This is a genomic window from Nocardia mikamii NBRC 108933, assembly GCF_001613505.1.
In the GTDB taxonomy this organism is placed as follows: Bacteria; Actinomycetota; Actinomycetes; order Mycobacteriales; family Mycobacteriaceae; genus Nocardia; species Nocardia mikamii.
The window spans coordinates 139511-164416 of the sequence record NZ_BDCM01000017.1 but is presented as its reverse complement, the minus strand read 5'-3'; the positions used below and the strand labels follow the sequence as shown (position 1 = coordinate 164416).

Below are 24906 nucleotides of genomic sequence, written 5' to 3'. Positions count from 1 at the left end.
TTTTCCTCGTCGTGCTCGAGTTCAGGACAGGATGTAGACGTTTCCGTCCGCGACCTCCACCTCGAAGGTCGCCAGGGCGACGGTGGCGGGGAAGCACAGCGGCCGGCCGTCCCGAATGTCGAAGCGGGCCATATGAAGTGGGCAGACCACCTCGTTACCCTCGAGATCGCTGTCCTCGCCGAGGGACCAGGCCTCATGAGTGCAGGTGTCGGCGGTGGCGTAGAAGTCGCCGTCGTCGTTGCGGAACAGGGCGATCGGGACATCGCCCGCGACGGTCATCGATTCGCCCCTGTCCAGGTGGTCCACCGTGCAGACGAATCGCCGTTCGGTCGTCCGGGTGCTTTCCATATGCGCCTCACAGACATGTCTTTCGGCCGCCGGGCTGCGACCTGATCGTCGACCGAAGTCTGGGGCGTCGTCGGGAATGTGCCCAGGGGCGGTTTCACTCGCTGGAAACCTCGCCCTTCCGGCGTCGCTTCGGTTCCGTCGATCGGAACCGGCTCGTGCGTTTCCGCCTCGATGGGTGCACGGTTCTTCGATATCCGTGTCCGGGAGACCGAAGGAGTTCTGTGGTGTCTGAGTACGTGATCGATGACCGGGAGATGCCCAGGTTCCGCGTCGATCGGCGGGTGATGGTCGATCCCGAAGTCTTCGCCAAGGAGCGGGACCGCATATTCGAACGCAGCTGGCTGTATGTGGGCCACGAGTCGGAACTGAGCAAGAAGAACGACTTCACGACGCGGACGGTCGCGGGACGTCCGCTGATCTTCGCCCGCGACAACAAGGGGGAAATCCGGGTCTGGATCAATTCGTGCCCGCACCGCGGTGCGATGCTGTGCCGCGAGCGGCGGGGCAATGCCCGCTTCCTCACCTGCTTCTATCACGGCTGGAGCTTCAGCACGGCCGGAAATATGGTCTCGATGCCCGGTGACGATTCCTACGGCGAGGATTTCCAGCGGCCCGATCTCGCCGCACCCCCCAAAGTCGATTCCCACCGCGGCTTCGTCTTCGTCAGCTTCGATCCCGGCATCATCGACCTGCGAACCTATCTCGGCGCCGCGGCTGAATACCTCGACCTGGTCTGCGATCAATCCGAACAGGGGATGCGGGTGCTGGCGGGAACCCACGAGTATTCGGTGAAGGCGAACTGGAAGTTGCTGGTGGAGAACAGCATCGACGGCTACCACGCGGTCTCGACACATCAGCGCTACTTCGAGATGGTGCTCGCTGCCCGTGGTGAGCTCGATCCGAACGCCCTCGGCGAATCCCGGGGGGTCGACCTGGGCAACGGTCATGCCGTCATGGCTGGTGCGCCCACCACCGAGGGGCTTTTCGGGCGGCCGCTCTCGGATGCGGGCGCCGCGGAGCGTGCCGCTCGATTCGACCGGTTGAGGGAACTGTATGGGGACGGCTGGGTGGACCGAATGCGCGGCAACCGCAATATGGTCATTTTCCCGAACCTGGTCGTGATCGATCTGGTGATGGGTGTGCTGGTCCGCAAGATCGATCCGATCAGCCCGGACTACATGGAGGTCACCGCCTGGGAATTGGCGCCGCCGGAGGAAGGTGACGAGCTGCGCAAGCAGCGTCTGGACAACTTCCTGACCTTCTGGGGGCCGGGCGGGCTGGCCTCGCCGGACGACGTCGAAGCGCTCGAAACCTGTCAGGTCGGATACGGCGCCCGTAAGGAACTCGGATTTTCCGACATCTCGCGCGGGATGAACAAGCGGGTCAATTCCAGTACCGACGAATTGCAGATGCGGGCGTGGTGGCGCCGGTGGAACGAGCTGATTACCGGCGAGGTGTTGCCCCCGGAGGAGCAGGATCCGCTCGGCGAGGCATTCCGGGCGTCCAGGCGTACCCCGGAAGACGCCGCATCGGCGTTGTGAAACGAGAGGCGGCCGAAGGAATTTCCTCCGGCCGCCTCTTATCACTACCGATTCACTCTCGGGCGCAAGACCCTACGTGTGGTCCTACTCGATCCGTTTTCCAGTCGGCGCCGTTGCCAGCGGCGGGCGCGAGCTGTCGGTCGCGGGGCCACCCGGGCGTCGAGCCATTCGACCGTGCGCTGCCAGCTGTCGTAGTACGCCGCGTAGCCGGGTCCATCGTCACCGCACCGATAGAAGTCCCGTCCCACGCCCGGATAGGAGACGACCTCGGTGTAGATCTGCGACCGCGAGTCGAGTCGTGACGCCAGTGCCCGACGATCATCGGCGCTCACGCTCGGATCGGCGTCCCCGAACAAGCCGAGCCACGGCGTACGCACCACGTCGTCGAAGTCGAGCAGACCCGGCCCGTCGGCAGCGGGGCTGATACTGATCGCCGCGGCGAGTTCGCGCTGCGCCGCGGCCTCGAACACCGCCGAACCGCCGTGACCCACACCGACCAGCCCGATCTGCTCGTCGATCCAGTTACGGTCGTCGGCTCGGGCCATCAGCACATCCAGGTCCGAAGCATCGACGCTCCCGGCTTCGACCGCGAGCGATTCGTACCCGTGTTCGGCGAGCCGGTTCATCAGTCCGGGGCCGTCGCGGTTCAACGTACCTCGCTCGCAGATCAGCACGACCAGGCCGCGCGGCGTGCCATCGAGTGAAATCTCCAGTGCGGGCATCGGTTTCGTGGCTCCGAACAGGGGCGACGTGGCGGGCTGAATCAACACCGGCTCGTTCATGGGGTCCTCAGATCGGGTGCGGTGTCCACGGCCAATACTTCGCCGTCGCGCCGCCGTCCACGGTGATATTCGTACCGGTGACCATCGAGCTCTCGTCGGAGGCGAGGTAGACCACGGCGCCGACGTAATCATCCGGGGTGGGCAGTCTCGACAGCGGCAGCTGGCCGGTCAAGTCCATCCGGTATTCGCCTGGGGCGCTGAGCAATTCGTCGAGTTGTTCGCGCGCGGCGGGATGGTTCGGCGCGGTCGCGGTCGGGGTGAAGCCGTTGACCCGAATCCCGTGCGGCGCGAGTTCCATGGCCGTCGAACGGGTGAAGTTGATCAGTCCGCTCTTCCCGGTGGAGTAGCCGATATTGCCGGGCTGGCCCTGCCACGCGGCGGTCGACAACACGAGGATGATGCTGCCCGCGGTTTTCGTCTCGATCATCGATTTCGCGACGGCCCTGGTGAACAGAAACGAGCCGCCCAGGATGACGTCGAGTTGACGGCGGAAATCCGCATACCCCATCGTCAGCAAGCCCTGCTGGTGGAAGAACACGGCGTTGCCGACCAGGATGTCGACCTTTCCCCAGCGTTCGACGGCAGCGGCCACCGCCGCGTCGGCGTGGTCCGGATCGGTCACATCACCGGCGATGGCCGCGGCGTCGCCGCCCGCCGCGACGATCTCGACCGCACAGCCTTCGGCGACCTCGGCCGTGAGGTCGGTGCACAGCACCCGAGCCCCCTGCGCGGCGAGGCCGAGCGCCAGTGTCCCGCCGATGTTCGGGCTGGTCCCGGTGACGATGGCCACCTTTCCCTGCAAGCGATTCACAGGATGATGCTCACTTTCCCATGGGGCCGCAGTGTGTCGAGGTCGAGCACGCAGCGGCGGATCCGGAACAGGAATCCGTCGCCGGCCGGTTCGACCACGTGCTCGTAATGGCCGACATAGGTATCGAGCGCGCTGGACCGCACCCGGTGGACCGTGAAATTGGCCGCGATGCTCAGCTCGTCCCCGTCGCGGCCGGTCACCCGCACATTCGAAATCGTGCGTCGGGTGCGCGAATGCGGGTACTCGGCATGCGCGGCGCGCCGCATGAGCGAATTGACCCGCTGTTCGAGCAGGAACCGATCGTCCTGCACCAGGAACAGGTCCCGGTTCGGATCACCGTCCGGTTTGTCGGTGGCCGGAACCAGATAGCGGCCGTCGGGGGCGAACAACTCGAGCCATTCAGGCAGCCACCACGAATCCAGCAGCGCCGCTTCGTAATACAGGAATTGCTCGACTCGGTGGCAGAGCGTCATCGACTCGGTAGCCGATGACGCCGCGGGGATATCAACCACGGCGGTTCTCCTCAGATCGGATATTTCCCCACTGTGGCGATGGGCGCGCGGGTTTGCCATCGGTTGTTCCGGGCCTCGGAACCGGCTTCACGCAAAACGTTGACTGTTCGGTCTGACCATACATATAGTAGGACAGATATGTGACGGCGGTCACGGCGGGCGAGGCGTTCTGAGCTCGATCGAAGGTCGTCGCCGGTCCGACCGACGAGTGTGGAGTGAATATGCGTGTGGCTCGTGTCATCGCCACTGTGGCCGCGGGGCTCGGAATGCTCTGGGTGACCACTTCGCCGGGTTCGGCCGACGAACCGGGGGCCGGGTTCCCCGCGGTGGCGGCGCACGAGTTCACTGTCGACCAGGACGAGTTGGCCGCCGCAGTCCAGTGCGACTCCGGTGCCCAGTCCGGGCGGCCGACTGTGCTGCTGATTCCCGGCACCGGTGGCAGGCCCGACGAGATCTGGTCCTGGAATTATGAAAAGGCGCTTCCCGCAGCGGGTTACGGGTGGTGCACAGTCGCGCTACCGGATCGGGCGCTGGGCGATTTCGCGATCTCGGCCGAGTACGCGGCCTATGCGGCGCTGCAGGCTCATCGGGTCTCCGGCCGGCCGATCGGCATCGTGGGGCACAGCCAGGGCGGTGCGATGGCGGCGTGGATCGCGAAATTCTGGCCGGAGGTCGCCGCCGTTACCTCCGACGTGATCCCGATCGCCGGGCCGCTGGGTGGCAGTGCGGTGGCAGACAGTCTGTGCGCGGGCGGCGCGTGTGCGCCGATCGCCTGGCAAATGGGCACTCGCTCGCATGTGACGTGGGCCTTCGCCAATGCTCCCGTGCCCGACGGACCTGCGTTCACCTCCATCCAGACCATGCAGGACGAACTTGTGTTGCCGCAGCCGCAGGCCGGCTCGATGCGCGGTGGACCGACGATCATGGTTCAGCAGGTGTGCCCCGGCCATCTGGCCGATCACGGCATGCTGGTCTTCGATCCGGTGGCCTACGCCCTGGTCCTGGACGCGCTCGGCCATCCCGGCCCCGCCGACCCGAGTCGGGTGGACCGTGGGGTGTGCGCGCAGGCGACACTGCCCGGATTCGACCCGGCGGGCTACACGAAGTTCACCAATACGGTGTCGGCCTTGATGTTCGGACTGCTCGATACCAGGAATTGGGTTCCCGCCGAGAAACCGCTGCCGGCGTATGCGGCGCACTACGACCGCTGACCGATATCGGTTGTCGGCCAGACGTTTTCATCCCGGTCGCGTGCGCGGCTGCCAGGAATACCGAGCCGAGTGCTCGGCTCGAGAGGAGTGCACATGTCTCAGCAGCCCACCCGTGTCGATTTTCCCAGCAGCGGCGGGCTGACCGTCGCCGCCTATCGCTGGGACCCGCAGGGGACCCCTCGGGCGATCGCCCAGATCGTGCACGGCGTGGGCGAGCACGCGTTGCGCTACACGCCGTTGGCCGAGGTGCTGGCCGCCCGCGGCTTCGTCGTCTACGCGCACGATCATCGCGGCCACGGCGCGACGCTGCTCGACGGCCAGGAACCCGGAGTCATCGGCGCCGACGGCTGGACCGAGCTGGTGGCCGACGTCGGCCGGATGGGGCGCAACGCCCGTGACGCGAATCCGGGACTGAAGTTGGTGCTCATCGCGCACAGCCTCGGCTCGTTCGCCACCCAGCAATTCCTGCCCGAGCACAGCGCCGAGGTCGATGCGGTGGCGCTGTCGGGCACCGCCGCGCTGGACCTGCTCCCGCTGGATCTCGACGCACCGGTCGACCTGTCGATATTCAACGCGGGAATTCCCTCGCCGCGAACGGAATTCGACTGGATCAGCCGCGACGAGGCGCAGGTGGACGCCTATCTCGCCGATCCGCTGTGCGGGTTCGGGCTCGATATCGCGGGAATGAAGGGCATGGTCGGCGGGGCGGTGGCGGTCGCCGCCGCGGAACGCGTCGCCTCGATCCGCTCGGATCTGCCGCTGTATATCGCTGTGGGCGACAAAGATCCGGTGAACGGCGAACTCGCGTTGGTGGACGCCTTGGTGCAGCGATACGAGCATGCCGGTTTTACCGACATCACACTGAAGGTGTGGCACGGTGCTCGCCACGAGATCTTCAACGAGATCAACCGCGACGAGGTCTTCGCCGATCTGCTGACATGGATCGATCGGAAGCTGGCGTGAGCGCAATGGATTTCGATGTCACCACGTTGCACGGCCGCCGAGCGGATCAGAGATGGAACCGAATGGTTGTCGGCGACATCCTGGAACGGCTGACCTGGAGCTCGCCGGAGAAGACCGCGTTGGTCGGTTGCCCGGGCGCCTATGCGACACCGGAATTCGCGCGGATGAGCTACCGCGAGGCCGACGCTACGGCCAATCGCATCGCGCACGCGTTGCGTGCGGAGGGCTTGAGCAGTGGCGACCGGGTGCTGCTGTACTGTGAGAATTCGATCGAAGCGGTGTTGACGCTGTTCGGGATCGCCAAGGCCGGGTTGGTTGCGGTGCCGGTGAATCCCAACCTGGCTCCCGATGTGCTGGCCTGGGCCCTTGACCATGTCGGGGTAGCGTTTGCCGTGGTAGACGCGGAGTTCGCCGAGCGGGTCTCGGAGGTATTCGATCGGGCGGGCGTGCGCGCGGGCGTCACCATCCCGATCGGTGGTCCGGTGCCGCCGGGCAGTCGCGCATTCGCCGAATGGATCGCCGATCAGCCGACCGACGAGGTTGATCTGAGACTGCACAGCGACGACATCTGGAGCCTGGTCTTCACTTCCGGAACCACGGCGATGCCGAAGGCGCCGATGACGTCGCACACTTATTCCTACACAACGGCATTCGCGTATGCGATGTCGCTGACTCGCGGGCTTCGATACGAAAACGACTTGGTCGTATGTACCTTCCTGCCGATCCTGTACCACTGCGGCCACAATGCGACCGTGCTGCCCGCGATGTTGGCGGGCGGGAGCATGGTGCTCGGACGCCGGCCCGATCCGGTCGCGCTGGCGCAGGCGGTCACCGCGCAGCGCGTCACCGCGGTATGGGCCGGATCGCCCGCGTGGGTGCAGAAACTGCTCGACGTGGGTTCCAGCCGTAGCGATGTGGACCTGAGCAGCCTGACGGTGGTGCTGTTCTCCTGGGGTGCGATGCGGCCGGAGATGGCCGAGCAACTGACTCGGATCTGCGGTGAGCAGGCGCGAATGCTCGAGGTGTTCGGACAGACCGAGGCGATGTCGTGCTATCGCTTCTGGCCCGATTGGCATCCCGACAAGTTCGAGCAGAGCCTGCAGGGAATCAACCATGTGGGAGTGCCGAATACGCTGCTCGCCGCCGATATCGTCGACGATGCCGGCGCGAGTCTAGGTTTCGCGTCCGGTGTGGCTGGTGAGGCCGTCTACCGGAGTCCCGCTGTCACCCAGGGGTACTACCGCGATGAGGAGGCGACCAGAGCGGCGTTCGAAGGCGGCTGGTTTCACTCCGGTGACAGCTGCGCTTATGACGACGACGGCATGCAGATCATGGTGGACCGGTTCAAGGACATCGTGAAGTCCGGCGGTGAGAACGTATCGAGCGTTCGGGTCGAGGGCGTGCTCGCCACGCACCCGGACATCGAGCGCGTCGCTGTGATCGGTATACCCGACGACACCTGGGGCGAACGCGTGACCGCAGTCGTCACGCTTCGCCCCGGCCGCAGCGCCGATGTGAAAGCAATGCTGGCCTTCGCGAGGGCCCGGCTCGCCGGCCACGAGGCTCCGAAACAGATTGTGGTAGTGGACTGTATGCCGGAGACGGTCGGCGGGAAGATTATGAAGTACCGACTGCGCGGACTTGTCCAGAGCAGGCCATAATTCGCGCTCAATTTGCGCGCCGGGGGCAACCATCGGGAAAGCCCCGGCGCGAAATCAGCTTTCAGTTGGGCGCCGAGTGCTCGGTGCCGATGTGGCGGGCGCGCATGCCCGTCATAAGCGGGCTGATTCGGACGACATCGCCGGTTGTCGGTGCGTGAACCATTCGGCCGTTGCCGAGGTAGATGGCGACATGCCCGGGATTGTCCCCGTCCGCTTCGAAGTTTCCGAAGAGCAGATCGCCGGGAACTGCCTGTGACAACGGAACTTCGGTGCCGACGTGCCACTGGTTCTGAGAGGTTCGCGGCAATGTCATCGCGCCGCTGGTCGCGGCGTGAACAGCGAAGGAGGTCAGTCCTGAGCAATCGAAACCTCCCGAGGACGGGCCGCTGCTGTCGCCTCCGCCCCAAACATAGGGCAGTCCCAAATATTTCAATGCCTGCGCGATGATTCGACGACCGAGGTCTTCCAGAGGTCGATGATCAGCGGCAGGCAAGTTGTAGTCGTTCGCCGACAACCACTCGAATTGCATGCGAGCAGACAGGATTCGCGCAACGTAGAGTTTTGTTTCGGCTTCGTAGTCGGGACTGCCGCTGGGCATGCCGCCGGACCGCAGAACGGCTCCGGCACCCGCGTTGTATGCGGCGAGAGTGAGCGCGAGGGTGTCGCCGGAGACGACGCCTGCGTGCTTCCATCCCTCGATCTGCTGGTAGGTGTCGCAGAGCAGATGGCCCGAGGCCATCACCGAATCTCCGACGTCGAAGATGTCGGGTACCCCGTCACCGTGCACGTCCCGGCCGTATTTCGCCCACGTGGCGGGCATGAACTGGCCGGGACCCATCGCGCCGGCGGGGGAGATCGGAGCGCTCGGACCGTAACGGAATCCGTTCTCGGCCGCGTACAACGCTGCCAGGGTCGGTGCCTGAATACCGGAACATAGGGTGCCGGCCTTCCGAAACCACGGGACGAAGACGGCGATGTCGCCGGTGACGGGTGAGGGGACTGCCGCGGCCGGGTCTACCGGGACGATCGCGAAAATCTTCGGGGCGGTCGAATATCGAGGGGCCGAATCGATGTCGGTCTGTGGGGCCGGTTGCACTGTCCCTCCGCTGCGCGGGCCGGACTGCGCTTCTGGCTGGGGGCCCACGCCGATATCGGTCTGTGCCGCAGAAGGTTTCGAAGGCGGCAGCATGTTTGCTATCCGCTCGGTGGTGTCGTCGACTGCTTGCCGCACCGGCTGCTGGGCGGGTTCGGGAAGCCGGGCGATCGCGTTGTCGAGCTGCACAGTCAGCGACGTGGCCGCCACGCCCGTGGATTCGACTGCCGCATGGGCGGAGTACGCGGCCGGGCCCGGCAGTCCCGAGTTGTCGACCGCGCCGGTCGCTGCTGACACAATGGTGGAAATCACGGTGGCCGGGTCCGACATCGTGAGCCGCCCTTCTACATTCGTTTCCGCAACAATTCGGCGATATGCCGACAATTGATCCCCCCGAGGACGATTGTGGTGCGGTGCCGCCTTCGTGACATCCCCCTGGCGGGTGGTGGCAGTACCAGTTCGAGGGACTGTCTGCAGGAGTGGGGAGCTGTCGAAACAGCCAGTAGTGGCCACACGCTGTCCGCGCGATAGTTCTGGTGTTCACTACAACACGTCGACTCGGTCTGGTGGTCGGGTCACAGGGATGGGAGACACAGGGTGACGATTCGGCGGCAGAGCAGCGCACCGGTCAGCCACGTCGCAGTCGACTTCGCCTTCAGCTATACGGGTGCGTTGGTCCCGCCGGAGGTAAAGTTGGGCGGTCGCATGCTGATCCAGGGCTCCACCGTCGTGGACAACCCTCGGAATTCGGCACCGGTGACTGCAAGTTACCGGTGCGTCGATCGTGGCGCGCGGCAAGAACACCGACAGTGACGGAAGCTGTGATTTCGGCGCGCAATTACAGGTTCGTGAGGCACTCCGGACAGGTTTTCCCGGGAGGGAGACATGGCCGGTTACCTGCCGACTTTGTCGGCGAGTGCCCCCAGGCCGAATGCGGAGCGCAAAATGCTCCCGGCTTCTCTAGCAGATCGGCAAGACGATTCGACAGTCTGACCCCCTCGGCGCAGCGCGGCGCGGATGCTGCGTCGGTGGCACGCTCCATCTCGAGGTGACGGCGCACTCCCGCTTGGGTGATACCCCCGTCCTCGCTCAGAATGCCTTTGTCACACAGCCGTTTCAGCGCTTCGCGCGGGTCGACCGCCGGCCACTGCCGATCGACGAGGCCGCTAAGGTCCGGTGCGGTTTCCGCATTCCACCGTGATCCCCATGTCGCGCATGAGCCGATGACACTCGCATGGGTAAATGCCACTGGAAACGAGCACTGCGAGTGGGTGTCACCCCGGTACTCCCGCAGGAAGCTGAATGCGTGCCAGATGGTGAGGTGTGCTTCCTTGTGATCCGGCCACGGCAGCGCGGCAAGACCGGCCGGTAGAGCGCGAGCACCGGTGTCGCGTATCTCCATGGCGTGGCGCAGAATACAGCCTCCTTGCCGTGCGTACGGAGAACCAACCAACTTCCGAGCAGTGTGCGGAAGCTTTCGTCGGCGACTTCGACCTGGACGTCCAATGCCTTCTGCGATGTGGTCTTCTCCCATACGCGAGGGAAATAGGCGTTGATACGATCGGGATGGAAGCCGGAAGAACGCCGCTTGCACGACGCTTGCCGGTGCCATGCCAAGCGGCGTGGCACGGGTAGCGTTGTAAACCATCCCGGTGTCGGTAAGTCCGATTCTTTCCTATGGCGCGCTGTCGGTCGGCGCCAATTGCGGTATCACATAGAACGCCTCTCCCATGCCGGTGGCAACCATGACGAATCGACCTCCGGTCAATCCACTCACAAGTTCGGCCTTTCTGTAGTGCGCCTCCGACGGAGACGGACGATCACGGTGAACAGATCGTGACCCATCGGCGTCCCGGAATAGTTGCATTGAAAGAGGGCTAGCGTTTCCGACAGTCCGGCAGTCCAGTTCCGACGATCGACTCGGTCGTATGGAAAAGGCCGATTGTCGGGCCCTATGGCGTTTTTCCGGCCCGGCGCCGTTCCTCCAGATACAGCGAAATGGCTTCCGATCGGTTGACCGCGCCGAGTTTGCGCAGTACCTGCTTGACATGTGACTTGACGGTTTCCACGGTAATCACCAATTGTTCGGCGATTTCGTTGTTCGACGCGCCGTCGACGATCAGGCCCAATACCTCGGCCTCACGTGGTGTCAGCGATTCGTGTACTGCCGCTCGTATCGACTGTGCAGGGCTGCCCGGTCGTATCGATGCTCCTTCGAGCCCGAGGTCCGCGTCCAGACCCGCGAAAGAGTCGGTCTCGGTGGCCAGCTGCCGCACCGCGGCGAGAATACTCCGCCGCTGCCGTTGCATCCGATGTGTTCGCACCTCGCGCTTCTGAATCACCGCGAAGGTTGCGGCGACGATATCGAGTAGCTGGAGATCGGTGCTGTCGACGGTCCAGGGCAGGTCCCGGGCGGCGTGGATCAGCGCACGGACATCGGAACCGACGACCACAGGCGCTATTACATAGTGCGCGGTGTCCAAGATCTCGGCCATATGGTCGCGGTCCTGCCCCAGTGCAGTGGTGTCGACCAGCGCCGACCGGCGGTCGGCGATGCAATCCCATTCGGCCGCAGTCGGTTTCCGGGAATCGGTACTTTCTGGCGGCGGCAATTCGGCACCGGGATGCACGTACCGCAGGGTGCAACTGGCACCGTCGAACAGCGAATAGCTCGCGCGCCGGAATTCCAGCGTGCCGGTCAGTTCCGAACAGGTCTGCCGAATCAGTGCCTCGACCGAGGTGGCGCTGCGCATCCGGGTGACTGTTCGTGCGAGTGCCGGTATCCGTTGCGTCTGTACCTGCAGGATGATCTCGCGAACCTGGGCCTGGGCGTCGAGAACTGCTGCGATCAAGCTTCCGCGCGCGATGTCGGCAGCCGAATCGGGTATCGCCCGCGCTGACAGCGCGACGGCGATTGTCTTCTCGGACATGAGGATCGCCTGGGCCAGCGTCGACACATCTGGTTGCCGCCCGAGCTGAAGGGTGCGACGCAGTTCGCGGTCGAGCGCCAGGAGGGTGTCGAGTGCCCGGTACGCCGTGCCGGCGTTCATAATGCGATTCCGCAGGGTTCCTGGGTCATACGCGTATAGGCCGCGACAGCGGCAGCACGACTCGAGGTCCCGAGCTTTTTCGAGATCTGCTTCAGGTGCGACTTGACGGTTGCCTCGGAGACTGTGAGGTTACGTGCGATCTGCATATTGGTCGCGCCGGTCGCGAGGTGAGTGAGGACCTCGCGTTCCCGGAAAGTCAGGGATGCCGCGCCTGTGGGCGCCGAATGCAACCGTCGTGTCGGTCTGTGCGCAGCCGCGGGCGGCGATGGTGAGGCCCACGCGGCTGCGTCGTCGGAATCGTCGAACATGGCCAGCACTTCGGCATAGGTATCGGCGGCACGTTTGAACTGTTTCGCCATGTGATCGGCCAAGCACGCACTCTCGAAGACCGTCGACAGGCATTCGGCGAACGCGGCGAGCAATTCGATACCGTCGTCGGTCAGGCTGTGCGGATCTTTCGGACGGTCCGCATGCAGCATCCCGATGGTCCTGCCGCGCACGGTGATCGGGGCCGCGACATAGGCGCGCGTCTGCGCGGCGTCGACGATCTGCTTATATGTCCGCTTGTCCGAGACAGGGTCGGAGACCAGAGCGGCGGTTCGCCGGCGGACCAGCATTTCCGTCTCGAGCGGTGCGTCCGACAGGGGAATCCGGGCACCGTCGACGAACTGTTCGAACGCCGCGGAGCCGACAGTGCGTTCCTCGATGTGCAGGTGTTGGGGCAGCCAGACTGAACCACTGATTGTCGAGATCATCGCCCGGCCCAACGACAGGTCGCGACAGGCCTGAGCGGGCACGGTGTCGATCAGTTGTCGAGGCGACAGTCCGGCCAACGTGCCGATGCTGTCGCGGATCTCGGAGAGGGAAGACAATTGTTGCGTCAGGGCCGTCGCCAGCTCCTCGTGTCGTAGCCGATGCAGTGCCGCCAGAACCTCGCAGGCCTCGGTTCGGCGTGCGGGCGTGGTTTCGGCGCTGTTGATCAGATCCAGCAGGCGAGTCCGCAATGTTGTGATTCGTGCGTCGCGTGGCAGAGGGAGATCGACAACATACTCTGCTCCGACGAGGTCGCTCGCGTGTTGGAGCACCTCCTGTGTTGCTCCGGCGAACGGTTCGTCCACGGCCGAAGTCCAAGATGCAATTGGCACCATGGAGGCCTCCTTGCACACCCTCGGGTCGGCGATGACCCTGCAAACACTGAATGGTTAGACCATAATTTAAGCTTGATGTGACGTCAAACACACGCGCTGTTCACATTTGCTGGACGGAATCCGACCCGGTGCGCGGATTCTCCCTCTGAAGGGGGAGCGGTGGGGGGTATTCGAGTGATTTGCCGTCTGAACAGCGGTTTTCCTGCTGTGCGCTACCTAACATCGGTCCGAACATCGACACCGTCAGGGAGTAGGACATGGAAATCAAGGCCGCTGTGCTGGGTGGGGTAGGCGAAAAATTCAGCGTCGAGACAGTCGAACTCGGTGCCCCCGCGGCCGACGAGGTGGTCGTCGAGATCGTCGGCGTCGGCATCTGTCATACCGATCTCGCCATCCGGGAAGGCCACCTGCCGTTCCCGCTTCCCGGTGTGGTCGGGCACGAAGGCAGCGGAACCGTGGTCGCAATCGGCGTGGAAGTCAGCACAGTCGCTGTCGGCGATGCGGTTGCCGTCAGTTTCAACAGCTGCGGTTCCTGCGTGCAGTGCGACCACGGAGCGCCGGCCTACTGCGTGAACTTCATGGCATACAACTTCGGCGGCGTGCGGCCGGACGGTTCCTCCGCGTTGGCGCAAAACGGAAAGACGTTGGGTTCCAACTTCTTCGGCCAGTCCTCGCTGGCGACGCACGCGGTTGCGCATGAGCGCAATGTGGTGAAATTGCCGGACGACGCCCCCGTGGAGATCGTCGGACCGCTCGGATGTGGCATTCAGACCGGTGCGGGCGCGGTGATGAATTCACTCGACGTGCAGGCCGGTTCCTCGCTGGTGGTGGCAGGCGGCGGAGCTGTGGGCCTGTCGGCCGTGCTCGCGGCGGTGGTGCGGGAAGCCCGCGTCATCATCGTCGTCGAACCCCATGAAAGCCGGCGCAAGCTCGCTCTCGATCTCGGTGCCACCCACGCGATCGATCCGAGCGCCGGCCCGGTGGCGGAGCAGGTCCGGGGCATCGTGCCCGAAGGCGCCGACTATGCGATCGACACGACCGCGATCCAGGACGTGCTGGTGCAGTTGGTGTTGTCACTGGGCGCTCGAGGCACCTTGGGGCTGATCGGCGTGCCCTCCAACCCGGAGGCGGCGCTACCGGTCCCACTCATCCCGCTCTTGATTCAGGGCCTCTCGGTCCGCGGCATCACCGAGGGCGATGCCGATCCGCACACCTTCATTCCGCAGCTGCTCGACCTGCACCGCCAGGGCAGGTTCCCGTTCGAGAAGCTGATCACCACCATGCCGCTGGCGCAGATCAACGAGGCGGTCGAAGCGCAGCACCGCGGCGAGGCCGTCAAGGTCGTCCTGACCAACCGTTGATCCGAAATATCAAAACGCGCAAAGGATTACATCATGACTGTTCAACGCGATCGTTTCTACATCGGCGGTACGTGGCGCATCCCGGCGTCGTCGGCGAAAATCTCGGTGATTTCGCCCAACACCGAGCAGGTGATCGGCCAGGTTCCCGACGGCGCACCCAGCGATATCGACGCTGCCGTCGCCGCGGCACGGGCGGCATTCGACGATCCCAGCGGGTGGTCGCAGTGGGCTCCGGCGCAGCGGGCGGACGCCCTGGACCGCCTTGCTGATGCGCTCGACAAGCGGGTCCCGGATATGGTCCAGGCGGTCAGCTCCCAGAACGGCATGCCGGTCGCGGTGTCGGAGAAGTTGGAGGCGGTATTCCCGCAGCTGTTGCTGCGCTACTACGCCGGCGTGCTCCGGGAAACATCGTTCGAGGAAACCCGCCCCGGACTGCTCGGCGGATCGACCCTGGTGGGCCGCACCCCGATCGGTGTCGTCGGCGCCATCGTCCCGTGGAACTTCCCGCAGGCGCTCGCCGCATTCAAATACGCACCCGGGCTCGCCGCCGGCTGCACCTTCGTCATCAAGCCCTCACCGGAGACCGTTTTCGACAGTTATGTGCTGGCCGAGGCGATCGAGGAGGCGGGTATCCCCGCGGGCGTGATCAATATCGTGCCCGGCGGCCGGGAAGTCGGTGCCTACCTGGTAGAGCATCCGGACATCGACAAGGTCGCGTTCACCGGCTCGACGGCGGCGGGGCGCAGTATCGCCGAGGCTTGCGGGCGGCTGCTGCGGCCGGTGACCCTGGAGCTCGGTGGAAAGTCGGCCGCGATCATCCTCGACGACGCGAACCTGGATCTGGCCGCGGTTGGTGAGCAGCTGTTCGGCGCCACCCTGCTCAACAACGGGCAGACCTGCTTCCTGGGGACCCGCGTGCTTGCACCGAAATCGCGGTATCAGGAAATCGTCGACGTGTTCACCGCTTTGGCGGGTTCATTGCAGGTCGGCGATTCGCTCGACCCGCAGACTCAGATCGGGCCGATGGCGAGCGCCCGGCAACGCGAGCGCGTGGAGTCCTACATTGCGAAGGGCATCGGCGACGGGGCGCGCGTCACCGTCGGTGGTGGTCGGCCCGAGGGGCTCGATCGCGGCTGGTTCGTGCAGCCCACGATCTTCGCCGACGTGGACAATCGCTCCGCGATCGCTCAGGAGGAGATCTTCGGCCCGGTGCTGTCGCTGATTGCGTACGAGGGCGACGACGATGCGATCCGGATCGCGAACGACAGTGCCTACGGGTTGGGTGGCAGCGTGTGGACCGGCGACCACGACCGCGGCGTCGAGGTCGCGCGGCGCGTGAAATCCGGCACCATCGGCATCAACAGCTATCTGCCCGATCCGACCGCGCCTTTCGGCGGCGTGAAGGCCAGTGGGCTCGGACGCGAACTCGGTCCCGAGGCGCTGTCCGCCTATCTGGAAACGAAGTCGATCTATCTCTGATCGACACGGTGTGCTCGGTCCCTCGAGGGCGAGTTCCGGGTCGATCGAAGTCACGCGTGTGAGCCGGGGTGGTGGACGTCGGTCGTTCGACGACGCTCCACCACCCGGCCGTGCTCGGCCCCGGTCGGCTGCCGCGTTCGATCGCCCGCCTATCCGATACGTGAGGAAGAAATGGCCGTAATAGATGGCCGTGCATCTTCGCGCGGCAGAAATAAATTTGCCGCCGAAGTGCTGCGCTTTGTGAAAGGCGGTGCCACCGCGCTCGGTGAATTCTATGTCACCGCCTGGGAAACATTCCGGTGTATGTTCCAGCGGCCGGTGCAGTGGCGCGAATTCATTCATCAGGCGTGGTTCATCTGCCGGATCTCGATCGCTCCGTCGATATTGATGGCGATTCCGTTCTGTGCGATGATCATTTTCGAGATCAATCTCATTCTGGATCAGATCGGCGGCATCGACCTCAGCGGCAGTGGCGCCGGTGTCGGCGTGATCCGCGAGATGGGCCCCATGACGACGGTACTGGTCGTCGCGGGCGCCGGCGCGACCGCGATCTGCGCGGACCTGGGCTCGCGAAAGATCCGCGAGGAGTTGGACGCCATCGAGGTGCTGGGTATCGATCCCATTGCGCGACTGGTGGTTCCGCGCGTCGCTGCGGCCGCGGTGGTGGCGGTGTTCCTGAACGGCGTGGTCACGGCGGTCGGCATCACCGGAGGTTACGTCGTCAGCGTCTACGTCCAGGGCGCCACGCCCGGACAGTTCGTGAACAGCTTGTCGCTGCTGACCGGTCTCGGCGACTTCGTCGTCGGCGAGATCAAGGCCGGTGTTTTCGGGCTGCTGGCCGGCCTGGTCGGTTGTCACCTCGGAATGCGGGCGAAAGGTGGATCCAAAGGTGTCGGCGAGGCAGTCAACCAAACCGTTGTCGTGAGTTTCGTCCTGCTCTTCCTCACGAATTCGATCATCACGACTATTTCCCTGCAGGCGTAGGAGGCTCGGGTGGCAACCAAAATTGCCGGTGTCGCGAACGCGCCGGTCGACAGTCTCGCCGATCTCGGCGGGCAATTGAAGTTCTACGGGCGGAGTATCTCCTACGCCCCGCACACATTCCGGCAATACCGGGGGGAAGTGCTGAAACTCATTGCCGCGGTGAGTATGGGGACCGGCGCGCTGGCGCGGGTCGGCGGCACGATGGTCATTCTCGGGTTCATGGCGATGGCCGGCGCCTACGAGGTCGGTCAGCAGGGCGATACGTCGCTGGGCCGGATCGGCATCGGGGCGCTGTCAGGATTCGTCTCCGCATTCTTCAACACCCGCGAAGCGGTCCCGTTGATGACCGCGTTCACCTTGATCGCCACCGTCGGCGCCGGATTCACGGCCGAACTGGGCGCGATGCGGGTCAGTGAGGAAATCGACGCACTGGAAGTGATGTCGGTGCCGCCGATTTCGTTCCTGGTGACCACGCGACTGATCGCCGGTGTCATCGCCGTGATCCCGCTGTACGCGATCGCGCTGATCATGGGATATTTCTCCACCCGCGCCGTAACCCTCGTCTTCACCGACCAGACCAGCGGAACCTACGACCACTACTTCAAGGAATTCCTGATTCCGGCGGATGTCTGGTGGTCGCTGTTCAAGGTCATCGTCATGGCGATCGTGGTCATGTGCGTCACCTGCTACTACGGATTTCACGCCTCGGGCGGTCCGGCCGGCGTCGGCGTCGCCGTGGGTCGGGCGGTCCGGACCTCGCTGATCGCGGTGATGGTGATCGACCTGTTGGTGGGCATCGCAGTATTCGGCGGTCCCGGTTCCGGCGCACACATTTCGGGGTGACGACGATATGACGAACACACCCAACCGATCTCGCATCCACGACGCCGGCGTCGGTGTCGCGATGATCGCCCTCCTGCTGGCACTGACGGCATTGGCGGTCGCGGTGTACAAGGACGCGTTCACCTCCACGGCGAGGGTGTCCATCCGAACCGGCCGGACCGGCTTGATGATGGACGTCGGCTCCCAGGTGGAAATGAGCGGCAAGGTCGTCGGTCGCGTGACCGCAGTGTCCTTTCACGACAGCAGCGCCACCATCGACATGGCGGTCCGGTCGGACCAACTGAAATGGATACCCGCGAACGTGGGTGCCGATCTCAGCACCTCGACATTGTTCGGCCGCAAATACGTTTCCCTGGTCCGTCCCGCCGATCCGTCGCCGAAACGGCTGGCCGACGGCGCGGTCATCGATGCGCGGCAGGTGACCGTCGAATTCCAGGACGTCCTCGGCAAGCTGATGGGTGTTCTGCAACAGGTCGACCCCGCGCAGGTCGACACCGTGCTGACGCAGAGCGCGGCCGCGGTGCGCAGTCGCGGAGGCGGACTCGGCGAGAGCCTGCAAACCCTGTCGGCGTACCTTAGTGAATTCAACGGCACCATGCCGACATTGCAGCGCGACATTCCCAAACTGGCCGACAATGCCGACACCCTGTCCGGACTGGCGCCCGACCTGCTCGCGGTCCTGAACAACGCGAGCGTGACCGGGCAGACACTGACCGACAAGCAGTCGGTGCTGGCGGCATTCCTGATGAGTTTCACCGGACTGGGCAATGTCGGAACCACCTTCTTCGACGCCGCCGGCAGGCCGTTGCCCGGAGCCGTCGACGCGCTCGATCCGGTGACCGGCGTGCTGGCCGACTACTCGCCGGAGTACCAGTGCCTGCTGTCGGGGCTCGTACAGTCCGACGCCTATTTGAAGCGCACGCTGGGCGGTGCCCGGCCGGGCCTCAACATTCTGGGAACGGTCCCCATGGGCGACCCGCCCTATACGCAACAGAATTTGCCGCATATCGGTGGGGTGTCGAATCCGCCGAGTTGCTACGGCTCCCATGACGGAGTGACGGGGGCCGATCCGGGCCACACCGATTTCGACGACGGCAGCCGGGCCTATGAAACCCCCGCCCCTCCTTCTCCCTCGGCCACGAATATCGCCGAACTACTGCTTGGACGGACGAAATGACCATACGTGGACCACTGATCAAGCTTCTCGTATTCGTCGTCGTCACGACCCTCGCCGGTTTTCTCGTCGCCTCCACCGTCGGCAATATCCGATTCACTCCGGCGACCTCGTACAGCGCCGTATTCACGGACGCGTCGGGTCTGAAGGTGGGCGACGATGTGAAGGTGGCCGGAATCCCGGTAGGGAAAATCCATTCGGTCGAATTGACCGGACCACGGGAAGCGCTGGTGAAATTCGACGTGGATTCCCAGCGGCCGCTGACCACCGCGACGAAGCTGCAGATCCGGTACAAGAACCTCATCTCCGACCGCTATCTGGAGCTGACCGACAGTTCACCGTCGGCGCCGGCGCTGGCGGCCGGTGCCGTGATCCCCGCGAGCCGGACCGGCGCGGGACTGCAAATGGATCAGCTGGTCAACGGATTCCGCCCCCTGCTACAAGGATTGGATCCCGATGCCGCCAACCGGCTGACCGCCTCGCTGGTCGAGGTCATCAACGGCCGGTCGGACAAGATCGCCGATATCGTGCGGCAGGTCGCGACGCTGAGCGGCACGCTCGCCGATAAGGACCGGGCGATCGGGGCGATCATCACCAACCTCGGCGCGGTGATGAACACCGCCGACCAACGCGGGCAGGATCTGTCCGCCGCGGTGGCCAATCTGCAGAAGTTGGTCAGCGGTCTTAACGAGGACCAGGCGACGGTCACCGGCGCGGTGGACCAGCTCGACGCTGCGACTTCCACCCTCAGCAGCGTTCTCGCCGAAGCGCGCGCGCCGCTGGCCGCCGATATCACACAACTGGGGCGTACGGCGGCCAATCTCAACGCCGAGACCGACAGTCTGAACGCGTTGCTCAGCGGACTGCCGCACGCGTACCAAAAGATCTCTCGTGCAAGCAGTTACGGCAACTTCGTGAACTTCTTCGTATGTGGTTTGGCCATCCGGTACCCCGGTCCGCAAGGGGGCGCCGATACGCCGATGGTCGTAGCCCCGGCAGACAGGTGCAAATAATGGGTCGGATCGCAGAGCGGGCACTGAAATGGAAATGGCGCGGACGGTTGCCGATGCGGGAACGAAATCGCGTGCGCGTGGGCCTCGTCGGCACACTGCTGGTGGTCATCGTGCTCGCGGTCGTCTTCGAGTACCGGTCCATTCCAGGCGTCAGTGACAATTCGAACTATCGCGCCGAGTTCGCCGATGCCAGCGGTTTGGCGGTCAAGGACGACGTGCAGGTCGCCGGCGTGGTGGTCGGCCGGGTGAAGAGCGTCGAGCTGTCGGGTGACCGGGTGGAAGTCGAATTCACCGCCGATACCCATGGTGTGCGGCTCGGCGCCGACACCCGGGCGGCGATCCGGGTCGGCACGCTGCTGGGCAAGCGCTACATCGAACTCGCCCCCGAGGGACCGGGAACCCTCGCGGCCGGAGCGACTATTCCGTTGCAGCGCACCACATCCGGCTACGACATCTCCCGGTCGCTCGCGGAGGTGTCCGATACGGTGGCGAAGACCGACAAGACGCGCCTCAGCGACGCGTTGAATCAGGCCGGCGCGTTGTTGAAGACCGTGTCGCCCGACCTGGAATCGTCACTGACCGGCATAACCCGGCTGTCGAACACGGTCGCGAGCCGCGACCAGGCGATCGACGATCTGCTGGCTCATGCCAACGGCGTCAGCGGAATTCTTTCCCAGCGAAACGAACAGTTCGCACTCCTGCTGGCCGACGGCCGATCCCTGTTCGCGGCGCTGAACACCCGGGCGGACGAAATCCACCGGGTTCTGGTGCAGGCGAAAAGCGTCTTCGACGAACTGAGTGCGCTCGCCCAGGAGAACACCGCGAGTATCGGGCCCACACTGACCGAACTGGGCACGACAGTGGAGACCTTGAACAAGAACTACAAGAACGTCAGCGATTCGATCTCCGGCCTGCGGACGTTCGTGACCCAGCTCAGTGACGTCGTCGCCAGTGGCCCCTTCTTCAATGTGCTGCTGGACAACATCACCCCGGCGACGTTGAACAATCCACAGCCCAACAATTCCGGAGGCCCGCGATGAAACGGATTCCTCGATTCGCGGTGATCGCGGTGGGCGTGGTGGCGGTCGTCGCGGTGGCCGTATCGGTCCTGGCGGCCGCCCATCCCTCCAAAAAGCACGTGGTGGCCTACTTCCGCAGCACCACCGGGCTCTACCCCGGCGACTCCGTCGATGTGCTGGGGGTGAAGATCGGGACGGTGGACAAGGTCGTCCCCGCCGGTGACCGGGTCCGGGTCGAGATGTCGGTGGACGCCGATCGGCGCGTGCCGGCCGACGCGAAGGCCGCCATCATCGCCCCGACGCTCGTCTCGGGCAGATACGTCCAATTCGCGCCCGCCTATACCCACGGGCCCACCCTCGCCGACGGCGCGGTCATCCCGCTCGAGCGCACCGCCGTGCCGGTCTCCTTCGACGAGGAGAAGAAGCAGGTCGACGAGCTGCTCGAGGCCCTGGGACCGAACGGCCACAACGGAAATGGGCCGCTGGCGGATGCGGTCAGCGCGGCCGCGGGCACGGTGGACGGCCGCGGCACCACCATCAACAACACCTTGGCGGCACTGTCGGCGGCGGCGGTCGCGCTGGACAAGGGCAGCCCGGATCTGTTCGGGACGTTGCGCAATCTGCAGAGTTTCGTCTCCGCGCTGGCGGCCAACGACAAACAGATCGTCGGATTCGCCGGGCAGCTGTCGTCGGTGTCGCAATTGCTCTCCGACAACCGCACCGAGCTGAACGCACTGCTGAACAGCCTGGCTACTCAGATGGGGCAGATCCAGGAGTTCGTGAAGAACAACCGCGGCCAACTCGTGAGCGATGTGTCGTCATTGCAGCACATCACCCAGTTGCTGGTGGACAAGGAAGACGATCTCGCCCAGATTCTGCACAGCGCCCCGACGGCACTGGGCGACTTCTACAACATCTACGACCCGCAGACCGCGTCGCTGACGGGCGGCCTGGCGCTGCCGGGCATTCCGGATGGCCGCTCGCTGCTGTGTGTGCTCGCCACCACGGTGAATGCCCCGCCGGACATGTGCCGGACGGCGACCCAGTCGCTGGCGGGCCAGCTGGCCGGTGCGGTAGCGGAGACCCGACCACCTTCGGCGCCGGCGCCGACCGACCTACAGGGGCTGCTGGCTCCGCTGACGGGGGGTACTCGATGAAACAGATCAGGAAGAAGAAGGCCCTGTCGGTATCGCTCGGTCTCTTGGCGACGACGACGGTGCTGGCGGGCTGCGGACGTTTCGACGGCGTCAATTCCCTGCCGTTGCCGGGGAATGCGTCGAAGGGCAGCGGCTTCGACATCACCGTCGACATGCCGAATGTGCAGAACCTGGTGAACAATTCGGTGGTCAAATCCGGCAACGTCGATGTCGGCACCGTGACGTCGATCCGACTGGACGGGTGGCATGCGCGGCTGAACGTTCAATTGAACGATTCCGCCGCGTTGCCCGCGAATGTGTCGGCCACGCTCGGCCAGACCAGCATTCTGGGTGCCCAGTACCTGGAATTGTCGGTCCCCTCGGGACAGCAGCCCGCGACGCGCTCCTTGCGGGCGGGCGATGTCATCGGATTGGAGCGAAGCGGCGAGTACCCCTCCACCGATCGGGTGCTGTCCGCATTGTCGGGGGTGCTCAATGGCGGTGGGCTCGAACAGATCCGGACCATCGTCGCCGAGGCCGATTCCGTGCTCGACGGCCGCGAGGACACCCTGCGCGACCTGATCGACAATCTGGACACCTTCGTCACCAGCCTGAACAACCAGCGCGACGATATCGTCCGGGCCATCGATTCGGTGGACAAGTTGTCGGGCACGCTCGGCGCCCAGACCGCGACCATCGACAAGGGGCTCGCCACGCTGGCGCCCGCATTCGGAGTGCTCGACAAGCAGCAACGGCAGCTGACCGACACACTGGCCAGCCTCGGGCGGTTCGGACAGGTCGCCAACGAGGTGCTGACGGCCAGTCACACCGGATTGGTCGACGATCTGACCAATCTGCGGCCGGTCCTGACCGAATTGGCGGCCGCGGGAGCCAACCTGCCGAAGGCGCTCGACCTGGCCGCCACGATTCCGTTCCCGGTATCGACGATCGATCGTGCGATCCGCGGCGACTTCATCAACCTGTACCTGACGCTCGACCTGAGCGCCAACGGCGTGCTGAACAAGATCCTGCCCAGCATGCCGAAGGGCCTGCTGGAAAGCGTGGTGGCCATCGGTCATGTGGTGGACCCGATGATCGCGCCGACCCAGGCGCACCCGCCCTCAGACGCCGCACCGCCGGCAGTCGGATTGCCGCCGCAACCCCCGGCGTTACCGGCACTTCCGTCGTTGCCCGGGTTGCCGGGGTTGTTCGCGCCGCCCGCACCCAGCGCCGGAGGACACTGATGCACAAGACACGCCTGGTCAAACTGCAATTGACGGTGTTCGCCGTCGTCGCGGCGGTGAGCTTGGTCTTCGTGGGAATCAACTACTGCGGAATCCAGAACGCCACCCGGATCGGCACCTACACCGTCACGGCGCATTTCGCCGACGGCGCCGGTCTCTACGACAACGCTCTGGTCACCTATCGCGGTTCCGATGTAGGAGTCGTGCGATCGATCTCGTTGAGCGACAACGGGATCGCGGTGCAACTGCAGCTGAAGTCGAACAAGCGGATCCCGGCCGACACCCCGGCCGCGATCAAGAGCGTGTCCGCGGTCGGTGAGCAATACGTCGACCTGACGCCGACCGCCGACCGCGGCCCGTACCTGCACGACGGCAGCGTTATTCCCTTGGAGCACACCACGATTCCGACGTCCGCGGCGACCCTGCTCGATCATGTGGACCGGCTCCTGCAGGTCGTGCCGCCCGAGGATCTGCGCCAGACCCTGGCCGAAGGCTCGCGAGCTCTCGACGCGCAAGGGTCACCGGCCGGACGACTGATCGACTCCGCCGATTCGATCATCGCTCTGGCACAAAAGAATTGGGATCCGACCAAGAGGTTGATCCAGGATGCGGAACCGCTGCTCGACGCCGGTAACGCGGTGTCCTCGGATCTGACATCCTCGGTGCACGACCTGGCCTCGTTCACGGCGCAACTGGCCGGTGACGACCCGAATGTGCGCACGGTTCTCGACCAGGGCAAGGGGTTCGCGGACACCGTCGGTTCGGCGCTGACCGACTTGACCGCGCCGCTGCCGAATCTGCTGGCGAATCTGCAGACGGTTGGTCAGGTGCTTCGGGTCAACGTCCCGGGGCTGCGACAGATCCTCGTTGTCTACCCAGCGATCACCGCGTCGTTCAACTACAGCGTGCAGCATCAGGGTCTGCAGCGGGACGGCGATCAGTTGAGCGCTCAGGCACCCCTGGACGTCAAGTTGCTGAACACGTTCGGGCCGGTGACCTGCACCCAGGGCTACGAGAGCACCCAGCGACGCGACCCGTCGGACACCAGCCCGGCACCGGCGAATCCGGATGCGACCTGCATGCTGCCGCACAACGATCCCCAGGCGGTGCGCGGCTCCCGCAACATGCCGTGCGTCTCGAATCCCGCTGTGCGCACCACATATCAGGCCGACTGTCCCGGCGGCGCACCTTCGACCTGGCCCGGGATGCTGTCCCACCCGGGCGGTGCCCCGGCCTCCGCCCCGGCAGGCCCGCCGCCGCCGACGCCGACCGCTGTCCCATCGCCGGCCGGACCGGCCGAACCCGCTCCGCCCGCCGCACCGATCGCTCAACCCACCGATGCGCCCGCCGCCGTTCCTTACGACCCGGTGACCGGACGCTTCACCGCACCCGACGGAAAGGCATACACGGTCTCTTCGTTCGACACCACACAGAAGGAGGCGATGACGTGGCAACAGCTACTGATCAAGCCGACACGAAACTGAGAAGTGACGATCCCGCGACGGAGGACACCGAGCCGAGCGCCGATTCGTC

General features: G+C 64.9%; 22 protein-coding genes. 14 read left to right on the top strand and 8 right to left on the bottom strand.

All coding sequences use genetic code 11. The features are described from left to right. Positions 1-21: 21 nt before the first annotated feature. Positions 22-348 (bottom strand): non-heme iron oxygenase ferredoxin subunit, encoded by a 327-nt coding sequence (locus NMI01S_RS27690; RefSeq protein ID WP_063001649.1) that lies wholly within the window; start codon positions 346-348, stop codon positions 22-24. Between the two features lie 224 nt (positions 349-572). Here NMI01S_RS27690 and NMI01S_RS27685 point away from each other — a divergent pair, with 224 nt between their 5' ends. Beyond that, positions 573-1889 carry an aromatic ring-hydroxylating oxygenase subunit alpha gene (locus NMI01S_RS27685; protein WP_063001727.1) on the top strand — a complete coding sequence of 439 codons (1317 nt, stop codon included), beginning with the start codon at positions 573-575 and terminating at the stop codon, positions 1887-1889. 44 nt (positions 1890-1933) lie between these two features. Here the strand turns inward: NMI01S_RS27685 and NMI01S_RS27680 are convergent, their stop codons facing one another. Genes NMI01S_RS27680 through NMI01S_RS27670 form a run of 3 tightly spaced genes read right to left on the bottom strand, consistent with a single transcriptional unit; the run spans position 1934 to position 3994 of the window. Continuing rightward, a complete protein-coding gene (locus NMI01S_RS27680; protein WP_063001648.1) occupies positions 1934-2671 on the bottom strand; it encodes a dienelactone hydrolase family protein in 738 nt (245 codons plus the stop codon). A 7-nt stretch (positions 2672-2678) separates the two neighbouring features. Beyond that, entirely contained in the window at positions 2679-3482 is an 804-nt protein-coding gene (locus NMI01S_RS27675; RefSeq protein ID WP_063001647.1) for an SDR family NAD(P)-dependent oxidoreductase, read from the bottom strand. Then, positions 3479-3994, bottom strand: coding sequence for an aromatic-ring-hydroxylating dioxygenase subunit beta (locus NMI01S_RS27670; RefSeq protein ID WP_245717056.1), 516 nt, complete (start codon positions 3992-3994; stop codon positions 3479-3481). Before NMI01S_RS27670 ends, NMI01S_RS27675 begins: the two co-directional genes overlap by 4 nt. Before the next feature lie 221 nt (positions 3995-4215). On the opposite strand from NMI01S_RS27670, the gene NMI01S_RS27665 reads away from it, so the two are divergent. The 3 genes from NMI01S_RS27665 (at position 4216) to NMI01S_RS27655 (ending at position 7829) form a co-directional block, all read left to right on the top strand. Next, positions 4216-5205 (top strand): esterase/lipase family protein, encoded by a 990-nt coding sequence (locus tag NMI01S_RS27665; RefSeq protein ID WP_157126402.1) that lies wholly within the window; start codon positions 4216-4218, stop codon positions 5203-5205. Positions 5206-5298: 93 nt separating this feature from the next. Next, positions 5299-6168, top strand: a complete 870-nt coding sequence (locus tag NMI01S_RS27660) for an alpha/beta fold hydrolase (RefSeq protein ID WP_063001644.1) — start codon at positions 5299-5301, stop codon at positions 6166-6168. 5 nt (positions 6169-6173) lie between these two features. Next, the gene (locus NMI01S_RS27655) at positions 6174-7829 is read left to right on the top strand and encodes a class I adenylate-forming enzyme family protein (RefSeq protein ID WP_063001643.1); all 1656 of its coding nucleotides are present in this window, start codon (positions 6174-6176) and stop codon (positions 7827-7829) included. A gap of 61 nt (positions 7830-7890) precedes the next feature. Here the strand turns inward: NMI01S_RS27655 and NMI01S_RS27650 are convergent, their stop codons facing one another. The 4 genes from NMI01S_RS27650 to NMI01S_RS27640 form a co-directional block, all read right to left on the bottom strand. Further along, positions 7891-9252, bottom strand: a complete 1362-nt coding sequence (locus NMI01S_RS27650) for a C40 family peptidase (RefSeq protein WP_063001642.1) — start codon at positions 9250-9252, stop codon at positions 7891-7893. 508 nt (positions 9253-9760) lie between these two features. Beyond that, positions 9761-10591: a helix-turn-helix domain-containing protein gene (locus NMI01S_RS36595; RefSeq protein WP_439956306.1), complete on the bottom strand. Its 831-nt coding sequence runs from the start codon at positions 10589-10591 to the stop codon at positions 9761-9763. Between the two features lie 283 nt (positions 10592-10874). Next, entirely contained in the window at positions 10875-11972 is a 1098-nt protein-coding gene (locus NMI01S_RS27645) for a LuxR C-terminal-related transcriptional regulator (protein WP_063001641.1), read from the bottom strand. After that, on the bottom strand, positions 11969-13090 hold the full coding sequence (locus NMI01S_RS27640) for a LuxR C-terminal-related transcriptional regulator (RefSeq protein WP_063001640.1): 1122 nt from the start codon (positions 13088-13090) through the stop codon (positions 11969-11971). Before NMI01S_RS27640 ends, NMI01S_RS27645 begins: the two co-directional genes overlap by 4 nt. Before the next feature lie 287 nt (positions 13091-13377). Here NMI01S_RS27640 and NMI01S_RS27635 point away from each other — a divergent pair, with 287 nt between their 5' ends. The 10 genes from NMI01S_RS27635 to NMI01S_RS27590 all read left to right on the top strand — a co-directional run bounded on the left by NMI01S_RS27635 (position 13378) and on the right by NMI01S_RS27590 (position 24857). Continuing rightward, positions 13378-14481, top strand: coding sequence for an NAD(P)-dependent alcohol dehydrogenase (locus NMI01S_RS27635; RefSeq protein WP_063001639.1), 1104 nt, complete (start codon positions 13378-13380; stop codon positions 14479-14481). Between the two features lie 33 nt (positions 14482-14514). After that, complete coding sequence (locus tag NMI01S_RS27630) at positions 14515-15960, top strand: aldehyde dehydrogenase (protein WP_063001638.1); 1446 nt, start codon at positions 14515-14517, stop codon at positions 15958-15960. Between the two features lie 303 nt (positions 15961-16263). Beyond that, positions 16264-16944, top strand: a complete 681-nt coding sequence (locus NMI01S_RS27625) for an MlaE family ABC transporter permease (protein ID WP_094027751.1) — start codon at positions 16264-16266, stop codon at positions 16942-16944. A gap of 9 nt (positions 16945-16953) precedes the next feature. After that, positions 16954-17787: an MlaE family ABC transporter permease gene (locus tag NMI01S_RS27620; RefSeq protein WP_084513336.1), complete on the top strand. Its 834-nt coding sequence runs from the start codon at positions 16954-16956 to the stop codon at positions 17785-17787. Positions 17788-17794: 7 nt separating this feature from the next. After that, positions 17795-18964, top strand: a complete 1170-nt coding sequence (locus tag NMI01S_RS27615; RefSeq protein ID WP_063001636.1) for an MCE family protein — start codon at positions 17795-17797, stop codon at positions 18962-18964. Further along, complete coding sequence (locus NMI01S_RS27610; RefSeq protein WP_063001635.1) at positions 18961-19974, top strand: MCE family protein; 1014 nt, start codon at positions 18961-18963, stop codon at positions 19972-19974. Before NMI01S_RS27615 ends, NMI01S_RS27610 begins: the two co-directional genes overlap by 4 nt. Continuing rightward, complete coding sequence (locus tag NMI01S_RS27605) at positions 19974-21014, top strand: MCE family protein (protein WP_245717055.1); 1041 nt, start codon at positions 19974-19976, stop codon at positions 21012-21014. Before NMI01S_RS27610 ends, NMI01S_RS27605 begins: the two co-directional genes overlap by 1 nt. Then, positions 21011-22150, top strand: a complete 1140-nt coding sequence (locus tag NMI01S_RS27600) for an MCE family protein (RefSeq protein WP_063001634.1) — start codon at positions 21011-21013, stop codon at positions 22148-22150. Before NMI01S_RS27605 ends, NMI01S_RS27600 begins: the two co-directional genes overlap by 4 nt. Beyond that, the gene (locus NMI01S_RS27595) at positions 22147-23373 is read left to right on the top strand and encodes an MCE family protein (RefSeq protein ID WP_063920873.1); all 1227 of its coding nucleotides are present in this window, start codon (positions 22147-22149) and stop codon (positions 23371-23373) included. Before NMI01S_RS27600 ends, NMI01S_RS27595 begins: the two co-directional genes overlap by 4 nt. Then, entirely contained in the window at positions 23373-24857 is a 1485-nt protein-coding gene (locus NMI01S_RS27590) for an MCE family protein (protein WP_063001633.1), read from the top strand. The genes NMI01S_RS27595 and NMI01S_RS27590 overlap by 1 nt, the downstream gene beginning before the upstream one ends. Positions 24858-24906 lie beyond the last annotated feature (49 nt).

Bases quoted from the DNA above. Each gene is read 5' to 3' on its own strand.
- NMI01S_RS27690 (WP_063001649.1), bottom strand. From the start codon at position 348: ATGGAAAGCACCCGGACGACCGAACGGCGATTCGTCTGCACGGTGGAC.
- NMI01S_RS27680 (WP_063001648.1), bottom strand. From the start codon at position 2,671: ATGAACGAGCCGGTGTTGATTCAGCCCGCCACGTCGCCCCTGTTCGGA.
- NMI01S_RS27665 (WP_157126402.1), top strand. From the start codon at position 4,216: ATGCGTGTGGCTCGTGTCATCGCCACTGTGGCCGCGGGGCTCGGAATG.
- NMI01S_RS27660 (WP_063001644.1), top strand. From the start codon at position 5,299: ATGTCTCAGCAGCCCACCCGTGTCGATTTTCCCAGCAGCGGCGGGCTG.
- NMI01S_RS27655 (WP_063001643.1), top strand. From the start codon at position 6,174: ATGGATTTCGATGTCACCACGTTGCACGGCCGCCGAGCGGATCAGAGA.
- NMI01S_RS27650 (WP_063001642.1), bottom strand. From the start codon at position 9,252: ATGTCGGACCCGGCCACCGTGATTTCCACCATTGTGTCAGCAGCGACC.
- NMI01S_RS27645 (WP_063001641.1), bottom strand. From the start codon at position 11,972: ATGAACGCCGGCACGGCGTACCGGGCACTCGACACCCTCCTGGCGCTC.
- NMI01S_RS27635 (WP_063001639.1), top strand. From the start codon at position 13,378: ATGGAAATCAAGGCCGCTGTGCTGGGTGGGGTAGGCGAAAAATTCAGC.
- NMI01S_RS27630 (WP_063001638.1), top strand. From the start codon at position 14,515: ATGACTGTTCAACGCGATCGTTTCTACATCGGCGGTACGTGGCGCATC.
- NMI01S_RS27625 (WP_094027751.1), top strand. From the start codon at position 16,264: ATGTTCCAGCGGCCGGTGCAGTGGCGCGAATTCATTCATCAGGCGTGG.
- NMI01S_RS27615 (WP_063001636.1), top strand. From the start codon at position 17,795: ATGACGAACACACCCAACCGATCTCGCATCCACGACGCCGGCGTCGGT.
- NMI01S_RS27610 (WP_063001635.1), top strand. From the start codon at position 18,961: ATGACCATACGTGGACCACTGATCAAGCTTCTCGTATTCGTCGTCGTC.
- NMI01S_RS27605 (WP_245717055.1), top strand. From the start codon at position 19,974: ATGGGTCGGATCGCAGAGCGGGCACTGAAATGGAAATGGCGCGGACGG.
- NMI01S_RS27600 (WP_063001634.1), top strand. From the start codon at position 21,011: ATGAAACGGATTCCTCGATTCGCGGTGATCGCGGTGGGCGTGGTGGCG.
- NMI01S_RS27595 (WP_063920873.1), top strand. From the start codon at position 22,147: ATGAAACAGATCAGGAAGAAGAAGGCCCTGTCGGTATCGCTCGGTCTC.
- NMI01S_RS27590 (WP_063001633.1), top strand. From the start codon at position 23,373: ATGCACAAGACACGCCTGGTCAAACTGCAATTGACGGTGTTCGCCGTC.